We start from the raw sequence: 20,570 nt of genomic DNA, 5'->3' as shown, positions 1-20,570 counted from the left end.
GCCGCCGGGGCGGGCTCAGAGTTCCGTCGACGCCTGGCGCAGCTCGGCGAACGCGGCGCCCAGGCTCTCCGGGGTGAAGTGCGCGTTCAGGCCGCTCGGGTTCGGCAGCACCCACAGCCGTGCGCCGGCCAGCCGTTCGGGCTGTGCGCCGAAGGTGGCCTTCGGCCGCCCGAAGCCGATCCGGTACGCGGTCACCCCCACCACCGCCACCCAGCGCGGCCGGTAGCGCGCCACCTTCAACCGCAGGGCCTCCGCGCCGGCGACCAGTTCCGCCGGGGTCAGCTCGTCGGCGCGGGCGCTGGCCCGGGCCACCATGTTGGTGATGCCGATCCCGTAGCCGGGCAGCTCGTCCTGCTCGCTGGGGTGCATGAGTCGGGGGGTGAAGCCGCCCCGGTACAGGGCCGGCCAGAAGCGGTTGCCCGGGCGCGCGAAGTGCCAGCCGGTGGCGGCCGACCACAGACCCGGGTTGATGCCCACGAAGAGCACGTCCAGTCCGGGCGCGATGAGGTCGGGGAGGATTCGGTCGGCGGCGGCCGCCAACTCGTCCCGAGTCGGCCGCGGGTACCGCCCGGCGGGCCCGGGCGCTGGACCGCGCCGGTCGCCGGGACCGGACGCGGGGCGCCCGTGGCCGGGCGCCGGTGAGCCGGGGCGGGAGCGGCCGGGCCGGCGTCCGCCGGGCGGTTCGGTGCTCACAGCGCGCGCAGCGCGCCGCCGTCGACGGGGATGGTGACCCCCGTCAGATAGCTGGCGGCGGGGGAGAGGACGAATGCGGCGACCCGGCCGAACTCGGCGGGGTCGCCGATGCGGCGCAGCGGGATGCCGGCCTCGATCTCGGTGAGGGCCAGGCCCGGGTCACCGGCGGCGGCCAGGAGTTCCCGGTTGCGGTCGGTGAGGATCCGCCCGGGCAGCAGGCCGACGACGCGTACGCCCCGGGGGCCGTACTCGTCGGCCACGTCCTTGGCGACACCGGCCAGACCGGGCCGCAGCCCGTTGGAGATGCCGAGCCCGGGCACGGGGCTGCGCGCTGACGTGGACAGCACCAGGCCGATGGCGCCCCCGTCGGTGAGGGCGGCGGCGACCGTGCGGACCGCACGCACCGTACCCAGGAAGATCGTCTCGAAGGAGGTCCGCCACTGCTCGTCGGTGGCCGACGCGGCGCTGCCCCGCGGCGGGCCGCCGACCGAGACGAGGGCGCCGTCGAGCCGGCCGAAGTGCTCCCGGGCCGTGTCGACGAGGCGCTGCGGCGTCGCCGGGTCGGACAGGTCGGCGTTCACCGCGACCGCCCGCTCCGGGCCGCCGAGACGGGCCACCGCGGCGGCGACGGCGTCCGCGTCCCGGGCGGAGAGCACCACCCGCGCCCCGTCGGCGACGAGGCATTCGGCGGTCGCGTAGCCGAGCCCGCGCGAGGCGCCGGTCAGTACGTACACCCGATCGGTGAGTCCGAGATCCATGCGGCCGATCCTGCCGTACCCGCTTCGGCGTCGGCCACCCGCCGGCCCGCTAGGCCCGCCGGCCCCGCTAGGCCCGCCGGCCCCGCTAGTCCGGCCGGCGGGCCGGCCGGAACAGGCGTACGCGCCCGGCGAGCTGGACCGCGACGGCCCCGCCTGCGCGACCGACCGCCGGCAGCCGGCGCGGGCGCGGCGGGTTCTGCCCGTCGTAGCGGGCACCGGCCTCCCGGACGGCCAGTTCCTCGGCGCCCAGCGGCGGCAGCGTGCCCCGGTCACGCAGGACCCGGGCCAGGTCCCAGCCGTCGCGCAGCGACCCGCCGGTCGGTCGGCCCGCCGCCCAGCCGGCGAAGGTGGCCGGCCAGTCGGCGCCGAAACCGGCGGCGAGCAGGGGCCAGTGCCGGGCCACGTCCCCGGCGCGCTTGCGCAGCAGGGCCGCCCGGGCCGCGGCCAGCGGCGCGGGCTGGAAGCCGGCCGGGAGCGGCCCGTCGGCGACCAGCGCGGCGACCAGCTCCGCCTGCCGGGCGGCCAGGTCGCCGGCCCGGTCCGGTGCGGCCGCCGCGTCCACCCGCTCCGGCGCGGCCCGGCCGGCCCGCCCCGGCGGCGTCCCCGGGCGGGCCTGCTCCGGCGGCGTCCCCGGGCCGGCGCGCTCCGGACTCGTCCCCGGGCCGGACTGCTCCGGCGCGGCCCGGTCGCCGTGCCCGGCCACGCCGGTCACGTGACCACCGGGAAGCCCGAGGCGGCCGCGAGGGCGTCGAGTTCGGCGCGCAGGGTCGCGGCCGGCGGGTAGGCACCGTCGCGTTCGAGCAGCAACGCCGGCGGTCGCCGCCGGGCGCACAGTTCGCCGACCAGCTCCAGCACCTCGCGCGGCACCGGGTCGGTGTGCGTGTCGTGGTAGAAGCCTCCGTGTTCGGAGCCGCCGGCCACGTGCACGTAGGCGACCCGCTCCAGCGGCAGCCGGTCGAGCAGGGCGAGCGGGTCGGCGCCGCGGTTGCGGGCGTTGGCGTACACGTTGGCGATGTCGAGCAGCAGCAGCGCGCCCGTCCGGTCGAGGATCTCGGTGAGGAAGGCCGCCTCGTCCAGCTCGTCGTCCGGCCAGTCGAAGAGCGCGGCGATCGGCTCCAGCGCGATCGGCACGGGCAACCGCGCCTGCGCCCGCGCCACGTTGGCGCAGACGGCGTCGACGGCGGCGCGGGTGCGCGGCAGCGGCAGCAGGTGCCCGGCCTCCAGGCCGCCGGCCCGGACGAAGGCGATGTGCTCGCTGACCAGCGGCGCGGCCACCGCGTCGGCGACCGCGGCGAGGTGGGCGACCCGGGCTTCGTCGACCGGTTCGCCGCCGCCGAGGGAGAGACGCACCCCGTGGGGTACGACCGTCACGCCCCGCTCGCGCAGCTCGGCGAGCCCGGCCGGCAGGGGGCCGGTCGGGGCCAACGACTCCGCGACGACCTCCACGAACCGCAGCCCGGGCAGGTCGGCGACGAACCCGGCGATCTCGGCGCGCCAGCCGATGCCGACGCCGGTCAGGCCGGTCGGGCCGGTCATCCGCCGCACCCGCCCCCGCCGCAGCCGCCTCCGCAGGAGCTGCCGCCGCCGCAGGAGCCGCCGCTCGAACCGGACGGCCACCCGCCGCCGGAGAGGGCCTGCCGCTGGATCTCGGCCTGCTCGGCGAAACCGGGGTCGAGCGCCCACAGCGACGCGGTGCCGAACAGGGCCACTCCCATCGCCGCTCCCGCCGCACCGTACGTCGCGTACGCGGGGGCGGACGACGGCGCGAGGTGGACGTTCTGGCGACGCAGGTCCCGCAGGGCCCGCCGCCCGGTCCGGGTCAGGCGCGGCACCCGGCCCAGGAACAGCAGGGCCACGAAGAGCGCCACCAGGGCGAGCATCAGGTAGCCGGTGGGGCGGCTGTTGGAGAGCCCCACGAACGCGCGTACCCCGCCGAGGATCAGCAGGGCGATCAGTGCCATCGCGCCGCGCCGCGCGGCCGCCCGCTGCTCGGTGGACAGGAGCAGGCCCCGCTGCTCCAGGCCCTCGCCGAGCTGGCGCAGGGCGTTGGCCACCCACTGGTCCTCGCGCAGCTCGCGGACCCGCGCGTGCCGGCCGGCCGCGTGGTACACCGCCTGGTCGAGCGGCGTCACCCCGGCCGGCAACTGCCCGGTGACCGTCAACCGGCGGTCCCGCCCGACACCGATGGCGCCGCTGGAGCGCAGCCCGCCGACCGCGGCGTGCACCGCGAGCGGTGCGTCGCCGTTGAGGTAGGCGACCTGCTGCGGGCCGAGCGGTTGCGCGCTCCCGTCGTCGGTGCCGGCGAACAGCCGGATCCGGTGCACCACGGCCAGCGCCACCACCAGGGCGGCCGCGGCGAGGTAGAAGCGGAGGAAGGTCGGGCCCGAGATGCCCCAGGTGTCGCCCGGGGCGGCGAGGACGGTCATCGGCTGCTCCTGTCACCGAAGGGGTCGGCGGCCCCATTGTGGAGCAACCCCGCCATCGCCACGAGCCCGCCGAGCCCGCGGGGACGACGGCTCGGACTCACGCAGACCGCCGACCGGCGGAAGCCCGCGGGCCGCCCGCTCAGCGGCGGCGGACCGCCTCCTCGACGAGGTCGAGCACCGGCCCGAGGTCGCCGGCGGGCCGCCCCATCGCCAGGTGCAGCACGAGGCCGTCGTAGGCGAGTTCCAGGAACTGGGCCAGCACGTCGATGGGGACGTCCTCGCGGAGCACGCCGGCGTCGCGCTGCCGCGCCAACCGCTCGCGGGTGGCTTCGGCGATCGCCGCGGACCGCTCCGCCCACCGCCGCGCGAACGCCGGGTCGGTGCGCAGCCGGCGGGACACCTCCAGTTGGGTGCCGAGCCAGCCGGTGGTGTCCGGGGACATCGCGCCGGCGAGCAGATCCCGCATCACCTGCACCAGACCGTTGCGGGCCACGGTCTCGACCATGGCGGCGGCGTCGTCCTCGGCGACGGCGAGGAAGAGCGAGTCCTTGTCGCGGAAGTGGTGGAAGATGGCTCCCCGGGAGAGTCCGGTGGCCTCCTCGAGGCGCCGCACGGTGGCGCCCTCGTAGCCGTGCCGGGCGAAACACGCCCGGGACGCGGCGAGGATCTCCTGGCGCCGCGCGTCGAGCTGGTCCTGGCTTACTCTGGGCACGCGACGATCGTCCCAGGTGACGCCGCGTCCTGCAAACCGTACGTACGGCTTGGGATTCGGGTGGTACTCCCGCCCCTCGCGCCGGTCTACCATCCCCCCGTGACGCCACCCCCCGCCGCCCTGCCGCCCGCCCCGCTGACCGTCGCCGCCGTCCAGGCCGAGCCCGTGCCCGGCGATGTCGCCGGCAACGCCGCGACCGCCGCCCGCCTGGTCGCCCGGGCCGCCGAGCGCGGGGCCCGGGTCGCCGTCCTGCCGGAGCTGTTCCTCCCCGCGTACCACCCGCCGGCGCTGCGGGCCGACCCGGCCGGCACCGACGTGGTGACCGCGGAGGACCGGACGGTGGACGACCCCCGCCTGGAGCCGCTGCGCGCCGCCGCGGTGAGCGGTGGGGTGACCGTCGTGGTCGGCGCCGCCGTGCGGCACCCGGACAACCGCCGGACCATCTCGTCGCTCGTGGTCGACCGGGGCGGCGCCGTCCGGGTGGGCTACGACAAGCAGCAGCTCTGGGGCGGCGAGCGGGAGCTGTTCGACGCGGGTGACCGGGGCGCGACCCTGCTCGTCGACGGCTGGCGGTTGGGTCTGGGCATCTGCTACGACGGCTGCTTCCCCGAGCACGGCCGGGCCGCGGCGGCCGACGGCGCGCACGGCTACCTCTGCCCGAGCGGCTACCTGGCCGGCTCCGAGCACCGCCGGGACCTCTACTACGCGGCCCGGGCACTCGACAACACCATGTACGTGGTGTTCGCCAATTCCGTGGGCGGCGCCGAGCCGTGGCGGTTCAACGGCGGCGCGGCCGTCTACGACCCGGAGGGCCGCCCGCTGGCCCGCGGCGCGGACGCCGGTGAGGACGTGCTGGTCGCGACGCTCGACCCGGCGCAGCTGGCGGCCACACGGGCGGCGCACTCGATGCTCGCCGACCGGCTGCGCGACCTCGGTCCGGCGCGGCTCTCGCTCGTCGGCTGAGGAGTTCACGTAACGGACCTGTCGGGAGGTGCGCTCATTCCCGTAGGGTGCCCGAGTGCCACTGCTCCTCCTGGACCTGGACAACACCCTGCTCGACCGGGCCGGGCCGTTCCGCAGCTGGGGGCAGCGCTTCCTGGACGGCATCGGCGCGCCTCCGGCCGACATCGACTGGCTGCTCTCCATCGACGCCGACGGGCTGACCGACCGCTGGGACGTCGCGGACGCGATCCGGGACCGGTACGCGCTGCGGATCCCCTCGATCGACCTGGTCGAGGAGCTGCACGACGGGGTGGTGGCGTACACCCGGCTCGACCCGCTGATCGCGTGCGCGCTGCGCATCGCCGACCAGGCCGGCTGGGTGCCGGTGGTGGTCACCAACGGGACGGTGCGGCAGGAGGAAGCCAAGATCCGCAAGACGGGGCTGGACCGGTACGTCGCCGACTGGGTCATCTCCGAGGAGGCGGGGGTGAGCAAGCCCAACCCGCGGATCTTCGCGCTCGCCGCGCAGCGTGTCCGGATGCCGCTGCGGGGCGCCTGGGTGGTCGGCGACGGCCCGGAGGCGGACATCGGCGGCGCCGCGGCGGTCGGCCTGCCCAGCGTGTGGCTGCACCGGGGGCGTAAGTGGGCGGACGGGCGCTTCGCGCCGACGCGTACGGCGGACGGCCTGATCGCTGCGGTCGCGACCGTGCTGGCGCGCTGAGCGTGGCCCGGTTCCGGCGCGGTTAATTCGGTTGACCGGCGGTGGACCCGCCGGTGAGCATGGTCCGCGCATCGTGCACCCGGGCGTGGGCCCGGTCGAGGAGAGGGGGTCGGTCATGGCCGTCTTCGCAGGTCACTTCCACCTGCCTCCACCAGCCTCGATCAAGGGATCACCACCGCAGTGCGCGAACACGACTTCCCGGCGCAGGGGCGCCGGGCCCGCGGCAAGCGCCGCTTCGACGACGACGAACCACACTTCCTGAAGCGCGGCCGGCACCCGGAGCCGGCCCTCGCCGACTCGGACGCCGAGCCCGACCCGGAGACGGGCGAGCACTGGTCGTCCTGGGACGACGCCGTGCACGGTCCGCAGCCGTACCCGGACTGGCTGGTCACCGAGCTGGCCGCCAAGGACACCGACCTCGGGGTGCTGAAGACCGGCAAGGAGGCGGACGTCCACCTGGTCCGCCGGGCGGTGCCGGGCACCGACCGGGCCTGCCTGCTGGCGGCCAAGCGATACCGGGACCCCGAGCACCGGCTGTTCCACCGGGACGCCGGCTACCTGGAGGGGCGGCGGATGCGTCGCTCCCGGGAGAACCGGGCGATGGCCGGCCGGACGGCCTTCGGCCGGCAGCTGATCGCCGGGCAGTGGGCGGCGGCCGAGTTCGCTGCGCTGGGCCGGCTCTGGGAGATCGGCGCCACGCACGGCACGATCGCGGTGCCGTACCCGGTGCAGCTGCGGGGCACCGAGCTGATGCTGGAGTTCCTGGGTGACGCCGACGGGGCGCAGGCCGCGCCGCGGCTGGCCCAGCTCCGGCCCGATCCGGTCGGCCTGCGTGACCTCTGGCGTCAGCTGGTCGACGCGCTGGTGGTGCTGGCCCGGGCCGGGTACGCCCACGGCGACCTGTCGCCGTACAACCTGCTGGTGCACCGGGACCGGCTTGTCATGATCGACCTTCCCCAGGTGGTCGACGTGGTGGGCAACCCGCAGGGTCCGGAGTTCCTGGCGCGGGACGTCCGGGTGGTCAGCACGTGGTTCGCGGCGCGGGGGTTGCCGTCGGACGAGGCCGATCCGACCGCCCTGACCGAGGACCTGCTGCGGGAGGCGGGGCTCCGCTGAAGCCGGGTGGGCCGGGCCGCGTGGCCCGGCCCACCCGTCGGCTTCACTGCAGGTAGCGCTCGACCTCCGGCTTCGGGCGTACGCCCTGCGCGTCCGGGTCGCCGTGCGTCGACCGGGCGGCCCGCCGGCGGCGCAGCAGGTCCCAGCACTGGTCGAGGGATTCCTCCAGCTCGCGCAGGCGGTCGCGGGCCTCGTCGTCGGTGCCCTTCTCGTTGGCCTGCGCGGCGGAGCGCAACCGGTGCTCCTCGTCGACCAGCTCGGAGATACGGTTCAGGATGGTCTTGTCGTCCATGACCATGAGCCTGGCACAGGGTCCCCGCAGCCGCGCGGATTCCCCCACCGATCCCGGTCCCGGCCACCCTGCGGTAGGTTGGCCCGGCCATGATCATCCCGGCCGGGACGTCGGCCCGCCGGTCCCGCCGGCTCCGCCGCGCCCGCCGCGAGGACGGTGAGCCCGGGCTACCGGCGGCGGGCCGGACCCCGCGGCCGGCCGCGCGCCGGTGGCGTTCGTTACGCCGCGGAGTCGCCCGGCGGGGCGGTGTGTGCGGGATCTCCTGCGATCCGCATTACCGCCCGGTGGCTTTACCTGCGGCGCGACTGGCGGCGATGAAAATTTCTCGGTACGCGACTAGAGAAACTTGACGCGGCAATGGCATGCTCGGCTGAGTCCTGACTCGGAAGAGTCGATCCACGACGGACAGTTGCCAAAGGGGGTTCGGCGCAGGTGCAATCGCCACACATCGGGCGGCCCGGCACCCGACGAGCGCGGATCGTTCCGCTGCGCCAGATGGTGCCGAGCCTGCTTCGCGACCCGGCCCGCGCACTCATCGCCGTCGGCAACCGCACCGGTGGCGAACTCGTCCGCCTCAACCTCGGCTCGTTCCGCCCGTACCTGGTGACCCACCCGCGGCACGTGCAGCACGTGTTGCGCGAACGTGCGGACAACTACGAACGGGCCGGCGACGGGCTGTTCTGGCGGCCGGTGAAGCGGCTCTTCGGCGAGGGCATCCTCGGCGAGGGGCAGATCTGGTCGGCCAGCCGGAAGATGCTCCAGCCGATGTTCACCGCCAAGCGGGTCGAGGCGCTGGTGGACGGGATGGCCGAGGCCATCCGGCAGGCCGTCGACGAACTCGACGAACCGTCCCGCCACGGGCGGACCGTCGACATCGGAGTCGAGCAGACCCGCATCGTGTGCAGGGCCATCATGAAGGTGCTGTTCGGCGACAAGATCTCCGTGCCGGACGCCATGCGGGTGGTCGACGCGCAGGACGTCATCGCCACCGCCGTGATCCCGCGCATCGTGGTGCCGTTCGCGCCGCTGTCGCTGCCCATGCCGGGCGACCGGCCGTTCCGCCGTGCCAAGAAGACCGTCGACGACGTCCTGCTGCCGATCGTCCGCGCGTCCAAGGCCACCGCCGACGAGGGCGACGACGTCATCTCCACGCTGTGGCAGGCGCGTACCGAGGACGGGCGGCAGCTCAGCGAGCAGCAGGTCCGCAACGACACGGTGGCCATGTTCGCGGCCACCACCGAGACGACCATCAACGTGCTCACCTGGCTCTGGCCGCACCTGGACGAGCGCCCCGACGTCGCCGAGCGGCTGTACGACGAGATCGCGCAGGTCGTGGGCGACGGACCCGTCCGGCGGGAGCACCTCAACCGGCTGCCCTACACGCGGATGGTGCTGGACGAACTGCTGCGGCTCTACCCGATCGGCTGGATCATCCCGCGCCGCGCGGTCGCCGACGACGTCATCGACGGCGTTCCCATCGAGGCGGGCGCGACGATGGTCGCGAGCCCGCTGATCACGCAGCGGATGGCGGCGTTCTGGGACCGGCCGGACGAGTTCGACCCGGACCGGTTCACCCCGGAACGCATCCGCGGGCGGCACCGCTACGCCCACTTCCCGTTCGGCGGCGGCCCGCACCAGTGCCTCGGCATGTACCTCTTCTACCTGGAGGCACAGCTGATCCTCGCCACGATGCTGACTCGCTACCGGTTCCGGCTGCGCCGCTCCGGCGTACCCGGCCTGCGGCTGGCCGCCGCGCTGCGACCGCGTACCCGGGTGGAGCTGACCCTGACCAGCGCCGCCGGCGCGGCCTGAGGGGTGGACGTGCGACCCGACGACGAGCTGACCCTCGCCGCCGAGCAGGGCCGGATCTGCGCGCTCGCCGCGAAGGGCCAGCGCGACCTGCAGCGGCTGGCGGCCGGGCACCCCGAGCTGTTCTCCGCCCGGCCCTTCGACCCGGCCCTGTACGCCAGCATCGCCATGGCCATGGCCTTCAGCTCCCCCTGGTGCGCTCCGGAGGAACTGCGGTTCGCCAACCGGGCGGTGCTCTGGGGCTTCGCCGTGGACTGGCAGGTCGACTACCTCGCGAAGTCGCGCGAGGAGGTCGACCGGATCACCGCGGACACGCTCGCGGTGGTCGACGGTGCCGACCCGGCGGCCGGGGACCCCCTGGGGCGGTTCCTGGCCGAGCTGCGCGACGAACTGGCGGGTGCGCCGGGCTACGCGCAGGCCTGGGCCGTGTGGCGGGACGCGGTCGCCCGGACCCTCGCCGCGATGGCCCGGGAGTGGGACTGGCGGGAGGCCACGGCCACCGGCCGGCCACCGAGCTACGCCGAGTACCTCGACAACGCCGACAACCTCGCGTGCACCGTGGTCAACGTCGCGCACTGGATCCGCACCGGCGACGCCGACATCCACCGGCGGCTGCCGGAGCTGATCGCGGCCAGCGACCAGGTGCAGCGGGTGCTGCGGCTGGTCAACGACCTGGCCACCCACGAGCGGGACCGCGAGTGGGGCGACCTGAACGCGATCACACTGGTCGGTGACCCGGCGGAGGTCGCGCGACGGGCGGCGGCGCTCACCGACGAGTGCCGCGGCACGCTCGCGGACCTGGCCGGGCGGTATCCGCGCGAGGCCAGGTACCTGGGTCGCCAGCTCGGCTACACGAGCGGCTTCTACGGTTCGACGGACTTCTGGGGTGCCCGATGAGCGGAAGCCCGGGAGCGGCGACCGGAGTGTCGGAGGCCGCGCGCAGCGGTGCCGCGAGCGCCGCGCTGGTGGAGCAGGACCCCGCCACCGAGCTGGTCGCCGGGATGCTCGCCGAGCCGGCCGGACGCTCCTCCCCGTCGGTGTACGAGACCGGGCGGCTGGTCAGCCTGGCGCCGTGGCTGGCCCGGCACGAGGAGCGGATCGCCTGGCTGGTGGACCGGCAGCGCCGGGACGGCGCGTGGGGAGGCCCGGAGGGGTACGCCCTGGTGCCCACGCTCAGCGCCACCGAGGCGCTCCTGGCCGTCCTCGACCGGGGCGACCACGGCGGCGTCGGACGGGAGCGGATCGCCCGCGCCGTCCACGACGGACTCACCGCGCTGTACGACCGGCTCACCGGCCCGGCCGCCCCGCCGCCGCCCGACCTTCCGGCGACCGACCTCATCGTCCCGGCCCTGACCGAGTTGGTCGCCGCGCACCTCGACGCGCTGCGGGACCGGCCGGTCGACGTGCCCGCCCGCTGGCGCGGCGCCCAGCCGCTGCCACTGCCGTCCGGGATGGACCGCGCCCGGCTGGACGGGGTACGGCTGCTGCACGCCGCCGGCCGTCCGCTGCCGGAGAAGCTCGCGCACGCCCTCGAGGTGCTCGGCCCACCGGCCCGGCGTGCCGCCGGGTTCGGCCCGGTCGGCCCGGGCACCGTGGGCGCCTCACCCGCCGCGACGGCCGCCTGGCTCGGCGCCGCACCCGACCCGGACGAGCCGGGGCGGGGCTACCTGGAGGACCTGGTCCGGCAGTACGGCGGACCGGTGCCCTGCGCCAGCCCGATCGCCGTCTTCGAACGCTCCTGGGTGCTGGGCACGCTGTCCCGGGCCGGGGTGCCCGTGCGGGTGCCCGCCGTGCTGACCGACGACCTGCGTGACGCCCTCGGCCCCGCCGGCGCGCCCACCGGTCCCGGCCTGCCGGCGGACGCGGACACGACCTCGGCCACCCTCTACGCGCTCGCCCGGCTCGGTCAGCCCGTGGACCCGACGGTGCTGCGGCCGTACGACACGGGGGAGCACTTCTGCACCTGGCCCGGGGAGGACGGCGCCTCGGTCACCACGAACGCGCACGTGCTCGACGCCCTCGGGCACCTGCTGCCGTACGGCGGCCCGGCCGCGGCCTGGGTGGACTCCGCGGTGCGCCGGTTGACCGGCTGGCTGCTCGACCGGCAGGAGACCGACGGCTCCTGGACGGACCGCTGGCACGCCTCGCCGTACTACGCCACCTGCTGCGCCGCCCTGGCGCTGGCCGACCACGGCCGCACCGGGCACGCGCGGCACGCGGTCGAGCGGGCGGCGCGGTGGGTCGCCGACACGCAGCGCCCGGACGGATCGTGGGGGCGGTGGGCCGGCAGCGCCGAGGAGACCGCGTACGCCGTGCAGACCCTCGTCGCCGCGGGACACCGGCCGGGCTCGCCGCTCGCGGCGGCGATCGGCCGCGGCGCGGCGTGGCTGTCCACGGCGGACGCCGCGGACGACGGCCCCGAGCTATGGCACGACAAGGACCTGTATCGACCGGCGCTGATCGTGCAGGCCACGGTGCACGCGGCGCGCCGGCTCGTGCGCGACGGCGGGAGGGACGCGTGACGGCCGGGCGACCCTAGCCCGCAAGGCCATGATCAGGACCGCTTGAGTGAACATCCCGACACTGCTAGCGTGCGCCGGAGTCGATAAGTGCGCCGATACCCATGCTCGGGCACATGACCAGATATCCGGCCAGGACGGTGTGATGGGTTCCCGCAGTACGAATCTCCGTACCAAAGTCATTGCCCTGCTCGTGTCGCTGGTCGCACTCTGGGCCTTCGCGGCGTGGGTCACCGTCCGGGACGGGTTCAACCTGCTCGGCGTTCAGACGCTGAACTCGCGGGTCTTCGAGCCGAGCGATCCGCTGCTCGTGCAGCTGCAGAAGGAGCGCCGGCTGTCGCTGGCCTACCTGGGCGGCCCGGACCCGGCGCAGCTCGAGGAGCTCAAGGCCGAGCGGCGCCGCACCGACGAGTACGCGAACGACTTCCGTGACTCGGTGCGGGACTGGCGCACCCAGGTGCCGGCGAGCGAGCAGCTCGAGGCGCGGATCGACGAGCTGGTGGGCGACCTGGACCGGTTGAACGAGACCCGGTCCGGTGTGGACGCCCGGAACATCGATCGCACGACCACCATGTCCGCGTACGTCGGCGTCATCGACACGATCTTCCGGGTCTTCGACGCGCTCGGTGGTCTGGACGACCCCCAGATCGCGCGGGAGACCGCGGCCCTGATCAGCCTCAACCGCGCCCGGGAACTGGTGTCCCAGGAGGACGCCCTGCTCACCGGGGCGCTCGCCGCCGGCCGGTTGACCGTGGCCGAACAGGCCCAGTTCGCCCAGCTGGTCGGCGCGCAGCGGTTCATCGCCGAGCAGGCGGCCGTCGACATGGCCGGCAGCGACCGCGAGCGCTACCAGCAGGCACTCGCGGGGGAGTCGTTCCAGCGGTTCCGTGCGCTGGAGGACGAGGTCGTACGGGCGCGCAACGTACCGGGCCGGCCGCCCGTGCAGACGGGTGAGTGGAACGACAGCGCGACGCCGGCCATGCAGAGCCTGCGCGACGTCATCATCGCCGGCGGCACCGACGTCGTGTCCCGCGCGATGCCGATCGGCATCATGGTGGTCGTCCGGCTGGTGCTCGCCGCGGGTCTGGGTCTGCTCGCCGTCATCGCCTCCATCATCGTGTCGATCACCACGGCGCGTGCCCTGCTGCGTCAGCTGGAACGGCTGCGCGAGGCCGCGTTCCGGCTCGCCAACGAGCGCCTGCCCAACGTCGTGGAGCGGCTCGGCCACGGCGAGGAGGTCGACGTGGCCAAGGAGGCGCCGCCGCTGGAGTTCGGCGACGACGAGATCGGCCAGGTCGGCAAGGCCTTCAACGTGGTGCAGGAGACGGCCATCCGGACGGCCGTCGAGCAGGCGGACCTGCGCCGCAACGTCCGCGAGGTCTTCCTCAGCCTGGCCCGGCGTACGCAGGCGCTGGTGCACCGCCAGCTCACGCTGCTGGACGCGATGGAGCGGCGCGAGCAGGACGCCGAGGAGCTGGAGGACCTGTTCCGGGTCGACCACCTCGCCACCCGGATGCGGCGCAACGCGGAGAACCTGATCGTGCTCTCCGGCTCGACGCCCGGCCGGGCCTGGCGTCGCAACGTGCCCATGGTGGACGTGATCCGGGGCGCGGTCGCCGAGGTCGAGGACTACACCCGCGTCAACGTCCTGCCGATCGGGCGCGTGTCGCTCGCCGGCCGGGCGGTCGGTGACGTCATCCACCTGCTCGCCGAGCTCATCGAGAACGGCCTGTCCTTCTCCCCGCCGAACACCACGGTCGAGGTGCGGGGGCAGATGGTCGCCAACGGGTTCGCCATCGAGATCGAGGACCGGGGTCTCGGGATGACCCCGGAGGACCTGGCCGCGGCGAACCACCGGATCGTGGACCAGTCCGAGCTGAACCTCGCCAACGCCTCCCGGCTCGGCCTCTACGTGGTCAGCCGGCTGACCGAGCGGCACGGCGTCAAGGTGCAGCTCAAGGAATCGGCCTACGGCGGCACGACCGCGGTCGTGCTCATCCCGCTCGACCTGGTCACCGACGCGGACGACCCGGAGACCTCCGGCGGCATCCCGGCGTCCACCCGGGCCGCGGGAACTCCCGCCGCGGTGCCCGCCGGCACCCCGGCGCCCACCGCCGCGCCCGCGCCGGCCGTACCGGCCCCGCAGCCACCGCCGGCGCTGCCGGCGACCCCGGTGGCGCTGGTCGAGCCGCCCGCGGCCGACGCACCGGAGGCGCCGGTCGTCGCGCAGGCCGACACCGACGGTGAGGAGGAGAGCGCACTGCCCACCCGAAACCGGACGGAGCCGCCCGCCGACGGGCTGCCCACCCGCGTACGCCGCCCCGGCGAGCAGCAGGCGGCGTTGGACGGGCCCACCATCCCCACCGGCCTGCCGATGGCCGTCCGCCGCTCCGGCGCCGACGGTCCGGCCGCGGCGGGGCCGGGCAGCGGACCCGGAGCCGAGGGCGGCCCGCTGCCGGCGCGGACCCAGGCGGCGAGCACCGACTCGGGTCTGCCGGTCCGGGTCCGGCAGGCGAACATCGTGCCCGAGTTGCGTGACGATCCCGCCGCGGGCGCCGCTGACGAGAACGAGGACACGGTGCGGCCGCCCGAGCAGGTGCGCCGGATGATGAGCTCGTACCAGACCGGCACGCGCCGGGGCCGGACGGACGCCGCCCGCCTGCTGGGCGGCGGCGAGAGTTCGGATCCCGGGTCGGGCCCGGACGCCGACGAGCAACACGCGACCTGATCCGTGCCTGCGGTGCGGGAATCCCGCTCGCGACGGAACGGTCAGCCCAGACGAACGCGGCGACATCCGCCGGTGGAGAAGAGGACGACGAGTGGCCCAGAAGACGGCATCGGGTGCCGACCTGACGTGGTTGCTGGATGACCTGGTCGGCCGGGTGAAGCAGGCCGAGCACGCGGTCGCGCTCTCGACGGACGGCCTGTTGATGGCCTCCTCGCAGGGGCTCAGCCGGGACGACGGTGAGCACCTGGCCGCGATGGCGGCCGGGATCCAGAGCCTGGCCCGCGGCGCGGGCAAGCGATTCGGTGGTGGCCAGGTGCAGCAGACCATCATCGAGATGCAGTCCTCGTTCCTCTTCGTCACAGCCGCCGGGCGCAACGCCTGCCTCGCGGTCCTCGCGACCGAGGACGCCGACGTCGGGCTGATCGCCTACGAGATGGCGATGCTCGTCACCCGGGTCGGCAAGCACGTGGCCTCGCCTACCCGCACTGCCGAGCAGTCGACCGGCGAGAAGTAGGCGCCATGACGGTCCAGGGGGAGCCCGCGGAGCACCAGTGGGTGGACGACCATGCCGGGCCGGTGGTGCGTCCGTACGCGGTCACGCGCGGTCGGGCCCGCCCGGTCACCGGCACGTTCGACCTGATCTCGCTCGTCACGGCCACCCGCGCGGACGTGGGCGCGGAAATCGGCCTCGGGCCCGAGCACGTGGCGATCGTCGGGCTCTGCCAGCGCATGCAGTCCGTCGCGGAGATCGCCGCCCACCTGGACCTGCCGGTGGGCACCATCCGCGTCCTGCTGGGTGATCTGGTGGCCCGCAACCTGGTCCAGGTCCGCGAGCCGCGCACCTCGGCCGGCCTTCCCGACAACAGTGTTTTCGAGGCGGTTATCAATGGACTACGGGCCCTCTGAGCGGCCAGCGGGAGCGACCCCACTGCCCACCGCGATCAAGATTCTGGTCGCGGGCGGGTTCGGCGTGGGCAAGACCACCATGGTCGGCGCGGTCAGCGAGACGCGCCCGCTGCGCACCGAGGAGGTGCTGACCGAGTCCGGCGTCGGCATCGACGACCTGTCCGGGGTGGAGGGCAAGAGCACCACCACGGTCGCCATGGACTTCGGCCGGATCACCATCAGCGACGACCTGGTGCTCTACCTCTTCGGCACCCCCGGGCAGGACCGGTTCTGGTTCGTCTGGGACGAACTGGCGCTCGGCGCGATCGGCGCGGTGGTGCTCGCCGACACCCGCCGGCTGGCCGACTGCTTCCCCTCGATCGACTACTTCGAGGGGCGCGGCACGCCGTTCGTGGTGGCGGTGAACTGCTTCGAGGGCGCCAAGCAGTACCGGCTCGACGAGGTGCAGGCGGCACTGAACCTGGACCCGGGAGTGCCGGTGCTGCTGTGCGACGCCCGCAGGCGGGAGTCGAGCAAGGAGGTGCTCATCACCCTCCTGGAGCACGCCATGAAGACCCGCGACGCCCGGCGGGCGATGGACTGACGCCGCCCGGCGACCGCCGCCCTGCACGCGGCGGCCGGGTGGCCGCACACGGACGAGGGCCCCTCCCCGCAGCAGCGGGAAGGGGCCCTCGTCCGTGGTGTGTCAGCTGGCGATCATCCGGCGCAGTACGAACTGCAGGATGCCGCCGTGCCGGTAGTAGTCCGCCTCACCCGGGGTGTCGATCCGGACCACCGCGTCGAACTCGATGCCCTTGTCGGTGGTGACCTTGACCGTACGCGGCGTCTCGCCGTCGTTCAGCGCGGTCACCCCGGTGATCGAGAACGTCTCGGTGCCGGTCAGGCCCAGCGACTCGGCGGTCTCGTCGGCCGGGAACTGCAACGGCAGCACGCCCATGCCGATCAGGTTCGAGCGGTGGATCCGCTCGTACGACTCGGCGATGACGGCCTTCACGCCGAGCAGCATGGTGCCCTTGGCCGCCCAGTCACGCGACGAGCCCGAGCCGTACTCCTTGCCGGCCAGCACGACCAGCGGGACGCCGGCCTCCTGGTAGGCGACCGAGGCGTCGTAGATCGAGCTCTGCTCGCCGGTCAGGTGGTTGACCGTGAAGCCGCCCTCGACACCGGGGACCAGCTGGTTGCGCAGCCGGATGTTGGCGAACGTGCCCCGGATCATCACCTCGTGGTTGCCCCGGCGGGAGCCGTACGAGTTGAACTCGTGGCGCGGCACGCCGTGCTCCGCGAGGTACGTGCCGGCCGGGGAGTCCGGCTTGATCGAGCCGGCGGGGGAGATGTGGTCGGTGGTCACCGAGTCGCCCAGCTTCGCGAGCACCCGCGCGCCGGTGATGTCGGTGACCGCCTTCGGCTCCCGCTCCATGCCCTCGAAGTACGGGGGCTTGCGCACGTAGGTCGAGTCGCCGTCCCAGGCGAACGTGTCACCGGTCGGGGTGGGCAGCGACTGCCAACGCTCGTCACCGGCGAAGACGTCCGCGTACGCGGAGCTGAAGCCGGTGGCGCCGATCGCGGAGGCGATGACGTCCTGGATCTCCGCGCTGCTCGGCCAGATGTCGCGCAGGAAGACCGGGTCGCCCTGGCTGTCCTCGCCGATCGGCTCGTTGGCCAGGTCGATGTCCATGGTGCCGGCGAGCGCGTACGCGACCACCAGCGGCGGGGACGCCAGGTAGTTCATCTTGACGTCCGGGTTGATCCGGCCCTCGAAGTTGCGGTTGCCGGACAGGACCGAGACGACCGAGAGGTCGGCCTCGTTCACCGCCGCCGAGATCTCCTCCGGCAGCGGCCCGGAGTTGCCGATGCAGGTGGTGCAGCCGTAGCCGACCAGGTGGAAGCCGAGCTTCTCTAGGTACGGGGTGAGGCCGGCACGCTCGTAGTAGTCCATGACGACCTTGGAGCCGGGGGCCAGGGTGGTCTTCACCCACGGCTTGCGGGACAGGCCCCGCTCCACGGCGTTGCGGGCCAGCAGCGCGGCACCGATCATGACCTGCGGGTTCGAGGTGTTCGTGCAGGACGTGATCGCGGCGATCACGACGGCCCCGTGGTCCAGCTCGAACTCGGTGCCGTCCGCGCCGGTGACCCGGATCGGGTTGGTGGCCCGCCCGCCGGCGCCGACCGCCGCGGTCTCCAGGTCGCGCGGCTCGTCGGCCGGGTCGGTGACGCCGTTGGCCGGCGAGTCGCTGGCCGGGAAGGACTCGGCGCTGGCCTCGTCGGCGTGGCCCACCACCCCGAACGGCTTCTCCTGCTGCGGCACGCCGGGCTTGCGGCCCTGGTCGCCACCGGTCTCGTCGGCGGCCACGTAGTCCTTCAGCGCCGAGCGGAACAGCGTCTTGGCGCTGCCCAGCGGCACCCGGTCCTGCGGACGCTTCGGCCCTGCGAGGGACGGCTCGATGGTGCCGAGGTCCAGTTCGAGGCGCTCGGAGTAGTCCGGCTCGGCGTCCGGGTCGTGCCAGAGGCCCTGCTCCTTGGCGTACGCCTCGACGAGGGCGACCTGCTGCTCGTCGCGGCCGGTCAGCTGGAGGTAGCGGATGGTCTCGCCGTCGATCGGGAAGATCGCCACGGTGGAGCCGTACTCGGGCGACATGTTGCCGATGGTGGCCCGGTTGGCCAGCGGCACCGCACTCACGCCCGGGCCGTAGAACTCGACGAACTTGCCCACGACGCCGTGCTTGCGCAGCATCTCGGTGATGGTGAGCACCAGGTCGGTCGCGGTGGTGCCGGCCGGCATCTCGCCGGAGAGCTTGAAGCCGACGACGCGCGGGATCAGCATGCTGACGGGCTGGCCGAGCATGGCGGCCTCCGCCTCGATGCCGCCGACGCCCCAGCCCACCACGCCGAGGCCGTTGACCATCGTGGTGTGCGAGTCGGTGCCGACCACCGTGTCGGGGTAGGCCTGGCCGCCGCGCTCCATGACCGTACGGGCCAGGTACTCGATGTTGACCTGGTGCACGATGCCGGTGCCGGGCGGGACGACCTTGAACTCGTTGAACGCGGTCTGGCCCCAGCGCAGGAACTGGTAGCGCTCCTTGTTGCGCTGGTACTCCAGCTCGACGTTGCGCGCGAACGCGTCCTCGCGGCCGAACAGGTCGGCGATCACCGAGTGGTCGATGACCAGCTCGGCGGGGGCGAGCGGGTTGACCTTCGTGGCGTCGCCGCCCAGGTCACGGACCGCCTCGCGCATGGTGGCCAGGTCGACCACGCAGGGCACGCCGGTGAAGTCCTGCATCAGCACCCGCGCCGGGGTGAACTGGATCTCCACGCTCGGATCGGCGGTGGGGTCCCACGCGCCGAGCTGGCGGATGTGGTCGGCGGTGATGTTCGCGCCGTCCTCGGTCCGCAGCAGGTTCTCCAGCAGGATCTTCAAGCTGTACGGCAGCCGGTCGTGGCCGTCCACCTTGTCGATCTTGAAAATCTCGTAGCTCGCGTCTCCGACGCGTAGCTGGGTCTTCGCACCGAAGGTGTCGAGGCTCGCCACGTCGTACTCCTTCACACCAGCGACCGTGAGTAGTCCTGAGCAGTCTGTCGCACCGGGCCGGGTGCCGCCGAGGTTAGGCAACACTTACCCGCGTCCCGCACTCAACAAAACCGTACGTCCGTCTTGCTATGAACGCAACCTCGTGCCATCGTGCGGAACGAGGAGGGTGTTCCATGATCCATCACGTGCAACTCGCCTGCCCACGCGACTCCGAGGACGCGTCCCGGGCGTTCTACGTCGACCTGCTCGGCATGACCGAGAAACCCAAACCGCCCGCGCTCGCGGCTCGCGGCGGGTGCTGGTTCACCGGGTACGGCGCCGAACTGCACCTCGGCGTCGAGGACGACTTCCGGCCCGCCCGCAAGGCGCACCCCGCCCTCGTACGGCCCGACCTGGACGACCTCGCGGCGCGCCTCACCGCCGCCGGCCTCCCGGTGACCTGGGGTGACGACGAGCTGCCCGGCATGCGCCGCTTCCACACGGAGGACGCGCACGGCAACCGGCTGGAGTTCCTCGCCCCGGCCCGCTGACCGGGCCGGCCGCCGCTGCCCCGGGCCGGCCGCCGCTGCTCCGGGCCGGCCGCCGGTCCCGGGCTGTCCGTCGCTCCCGGGCCGGCCGTCGACGGGCGCCGCAGGCCCGCCGGCCCGTACCGACCGCGGGTAGGGTTCGAGGCCGGACCGGGGAGGCTGGGCGTGCTGGACGTACAACACTGGCTCGTGGCGCTGCCGCCGATGGCGGTCTACCTGATCGTCGCCGGCATCATCGGCGTCGAGAGCATGGGCGTGCCGCTGCCCGGCGAGATCACGCTCGTCAGCGCGGCGCTGCTGGCCGCCGCGGGCGCCGTCGAACCGGAGTGGGTGGCGCTCGCCGCCGCGTTCGGCGCCATCGTCGGCGACTCCATCGGCTACGCGATCGGCCGTCGCGGCGGGCGGCCGCTGCTCGCCCGGCTGGGCCGCCGCTTCCCCCGGCACCTCGGCCCCGCGCAGCTCGCCCGCGCCGAACTGAGCTTCGCCCGGCACGGGGTCTGGGCCGTCTTCTTCGGCCGCTTCGTGGCACTGCTGCGGATCCTCGCCGGCCCGCTGGCGGGCGCCCTGCACGTGCCGTACCGCCGGTTCCTGATCGCCAACGCGGCCGGCGGGCTGGTCTGGGCCTTCACCACCACGTACCTGCTCTACCACCTCGGCCGGGTCGCCGAGCACTGGCTCAAGGACCTCTCCTGGGCCGGGCTCGCCGTGGCCGTGCTCGCCGGGGTCGGCACCACCTGGTGGCTGCGGCGGCGCGCCCACCGGCTGCACCACGAGCCGGACCGCGACGAGGCCGTCCCCGCCGACAGCCGTACCTGATGTGAGGACGACGAAGGGCCGACCCCCACGGTAGGGGGCCGGCCCCGGTCATGCCGAAGGGCCGGCCCCCGGGTGGGGG

General features: G+C 74.3%; 20 protein-coding genes. 12 read left to right on the top strand and 8 right to left on the bottom strand.

Features of this window, described 5'->3' with window-relative positions; translation table 11 throughout:
• Positions 1–15: 15 nt before the first annotated feature.
• From mug to D7193_RS12945, 6 genes are all read right to left on the bottom strand, one after another.
• Complete coding sequence (gene mug, locus D7193_RS12970; RefSeq protein WP_120779733.1) at positions 16–693, bottom strand: G/U mismatch-specific DNA glycosylase; 678 nt, start codon at positions 691–693, stop codon at positions 16–18.
• Positions 690–1,451 (bottom strand): SDR family oxidoreductase, encoded by a 762-nt coding sequence (locus D7193_RS12965; protein WP_120779732.1) that lies wholly within the window; start codon positions 1,449–1,451, stop codon positions 690–692. The genes mug and D7193_RS12965 overlap by 4 nt, the downstream gene beginning before the upstream one ends.
• 85 nt (positions 1,452–1,536) lie before the next feature.
• The gene (locus D7193_RS12960) at positions 1,537–2,013 is read right to left on the bottom strand and encodes an SCO6045 C-terminal-like domain-containing protein (RefSeq protein WP_120780377.1); all 477 of its coding nucleotides are present in this window, start codon (positions 2,011–2,013) and stop codon (positions 1,537–1,539) included.
• A 146-nt stretch (positions 2,014–2,159) separates the two neighbouring features.
• Positions 2,160–2,987: an MbnB/TglH/ChrH family RiPP precursor modification enzyme gene (locus D7193_RS12955; RefSeq protein ID WP_120780376.1), complete on the bottom strand. Its 828-nt coding sequence runs from the start codon at positions 2,985–2,987 to the stop codon at positions 2,160–2,162.
• Positions 2,984–3,877 (bottom strand): TIGR04222 domain-containing membrane protein, encoded by an 894-nt coding sequence (locus D7193_RS12950; protein WP_120779731.1) that lies wholly within the window; start codon positions 3,875–3,877, stop codon positions 2,984–2,986. The genes D7193_RS12955 and D7193_RS12950 overlap by 4 nt, the downstream gene beginning before the upstream one ends.
• A 139-nt stretch (positions 3,878–4,016) precedes the next feature.
• On the bottom strand, positions 4,017–4,589 hold the full coding sequence (locus D7193_RS12945; RefSeq protein WP_076467611.1) for a TetR/AcrR family transcriptional regulator: 573 nt from the start codon (positions 4,587–4,589) through the stop codon (positions 4,017–4,019).
• Positions 4,590–4,688: 99 nt separating this feature from the next.
• On the opposite strand from D7193_RS12945, the gene D7193_RS12940 reads away from it, so the two are divergent.
• The 3 genes from D7193_RS12940 to D7193_RS12930 all read left to right on the top strand — a co-directional run bounded on the left by D7193_RS12940 (position 4,689) and on the right by D7193_RS12930 (position 7,368).
• Positions 4,689–5,552, top strand: a complete 864-nt coding sequence (locus D7193_RS12940) for a carbon-nitrogen hydrolase family protein (RefSeq protein WP_241562968.1) — start codon at positions 4,689–4,691, stop codon at positions 5,550–5,552.
• 55 nt (positions 5,553–5,607) lie between these two features.
• Positions 5,608–6,252 carry an HAD family hydrolase gene (locus tag D7193_RS12935; RefSeq protein WP_120779730.1) on the top strand — a complete coding sequence of 215 codons (645 nt, stop codon included), beginning with the start codon at positions 5,608–5,610 and terminating at the stop codon, positions 6,250–6,252.
• 180 nt (positions 6,253–6,432) lie between these two features.
• Entirely contained in the window at positions 6,433–7,368 is a 936-nt protein-coding gene (locus D7193_RS12930; protein WP_120779729.1) for a serine protein kinase RIO, read from the top strand.
• Between the two features lie 43 nt (positions 7,369–7,411).
• On the opposite strand, the gene D7193_RS12925 is transcribed toward D7193_RS12930, so the two are convergent.
• Positions 7,412–7,666 (bottom strand): DUF2630 family protein, encoded by a 255-nt coding sequence (locus tag D7193_RS12925; protein WP_174242614.1) that lies wholly within the window; start codon positions 7,664–7,666, stop codon positions 7,412–7,414.
• A gap of 489 nt (positions 7,667–8,155) precedes the next feature.
• Between D7193_RS12925 and D7193_RS12920 the strand changes: the two genes are divergently transcribed.
• The 7 genes from D7193_RS12920 to D7193_RS12890 all read left to right on the top strand — a co-directional run bounded on the left by D7193_RS12920 (position 8,156) and on the right by D7193_RS12890 (position 16,205).
• Entirely contained in the window at positions 8,156–9,472 is a 1,317-nt protein-coding gene (locus tag D7193_RS12920; protein ID WP_120779727.1) for a cytochrome P450, read from the top strand.
• Between the two features lie 9 nt (positions 9,473–9,481).
• Positions 9,482–10,366: a terpene synthase family protein gene (locus D7193_RS12915; protein ID WP_241562967.1), complete on the top strand. Its 885-nt coding sequence runs from the start codon at positions 9,482–9,484 to the stop codon at positions 10,364–10,366.
• Positions 10,363–11,991, top strand: coding sequence for a prenyltransferase/squalene oxidase repeat-containing protein (locus D7193_RS12910; protein WP_120779725.1), 1,629 nt, complete (start codon positions 10,363–10,365; stop codon positions 11,989–11,991). The genes D7193_RS12915 and D7193_RS12910 overlap by 4 nt, the downstream gene beginning before the upstream one ends.
• Positions 11,992–12,133: 142 nt before the next feature.
• Entirely contained in the window at positions 12,134–14,716 is a 2,583-nt protein-coding gene (locus D7193_RS12905) for a sensor histidine kinase (protein ID WP_120779724.1), read from the top strand.
• Positions 14,717–14,807: 91 nt separating this feature from the next.
• Entirely contained in the window at positions 14,808–15,230 is a 423-nt protein-coding gene (locus D7193_RS12900) for a roadblock/LC7 domain-containing protein (RefSeq protein ID WP_120683266.1), read from the top strand.
• A 5-nt stretch (positions 15,231–15,235) separates the two neighbouring features.
• Positions 15,236–15,622 (top strand): DUF742 domain-containing protein, encoded by a 387-nt coding sequence (locus D7193_RS12895; protein ID WP_120779723.1) that lies wholly within the window; start codon positions 15,236–15,238, stop codon positions 15,620–15,622.
• Positions 15,603–16,205, top strand: coding sequence for a GTP-binding protein (locus D7193_RS12890; protein ID WP_120779722.1), 603 nt, complete (start codon positions 15,603–15,605; stop codon positions 16,203–16,205). Before D7193_RS12895 ends, D7193_RS12890 begins: the two co-directional genes overlap by 20 nt.
• 102 nt (positions 16,206–16,307) lie before the next feature.
• On the opposite strand, the gene D7193_RS12885 is transcribed toward D7193_RS12890, so the two are convergent.
• The gene (locus D7193_RS12885; protein WP_120779721.1) at positions 16,308–19,163 is read right to left on the bottom strand and encodes an aconitate hydratase; all 2,856 of its coding nucleotides are present in this window, start codon (positions 19,161–19,163) and stop codon (positions 16,308–16,310) included.
• Positions 19,164–19,321: 158 nt separating this feature from the next.
• Between D7193_RS12885 and D7193_RS12880 the strand changes: the two genes are divergently transcribed.
• Together D7193_RS12880 and D7193_RS12875 are read left to right on the top strand one after the other, a co-directional pair.
• Complete coding sequence (locus tag D7193_RS12880) at positions 19,322–19,678, top strand: VOC family protein (RefSeq protein ID WP_120779720.1); 357 nt, start codon at positions 19,322–19,324, stop codon at positions 19,676–19,678.
• Between the two features lie 162 nt (positions 19,679–19,840).
• Positions 19,841–20,491, top strand: coding sequence for a DedA family protein (locus D7193_RS12875; RefSeq protein WP_120779719.1), 651 nt, complete (start codon positions 19,841–19,843; stop codon positions 20,489–20,491).
• Positions 20,492–20,570: the final 79 nt, after the last annotated feature.

Origin of the sequence: Micromonospora costi (assembly GCF_003626655.1) — a bacterium.
Lineage (GTDB): Bacteria > Actinomycetota > Actinomycetes > Mycobacteriales > Micromonosporaceae > Micromonospora > Micromonospora costi.
The sequence above is the reverse complement of the archived record's forward strand: the minus strand, read 5'-3'. Positions and strand labels throughout refer to the sequence as shown.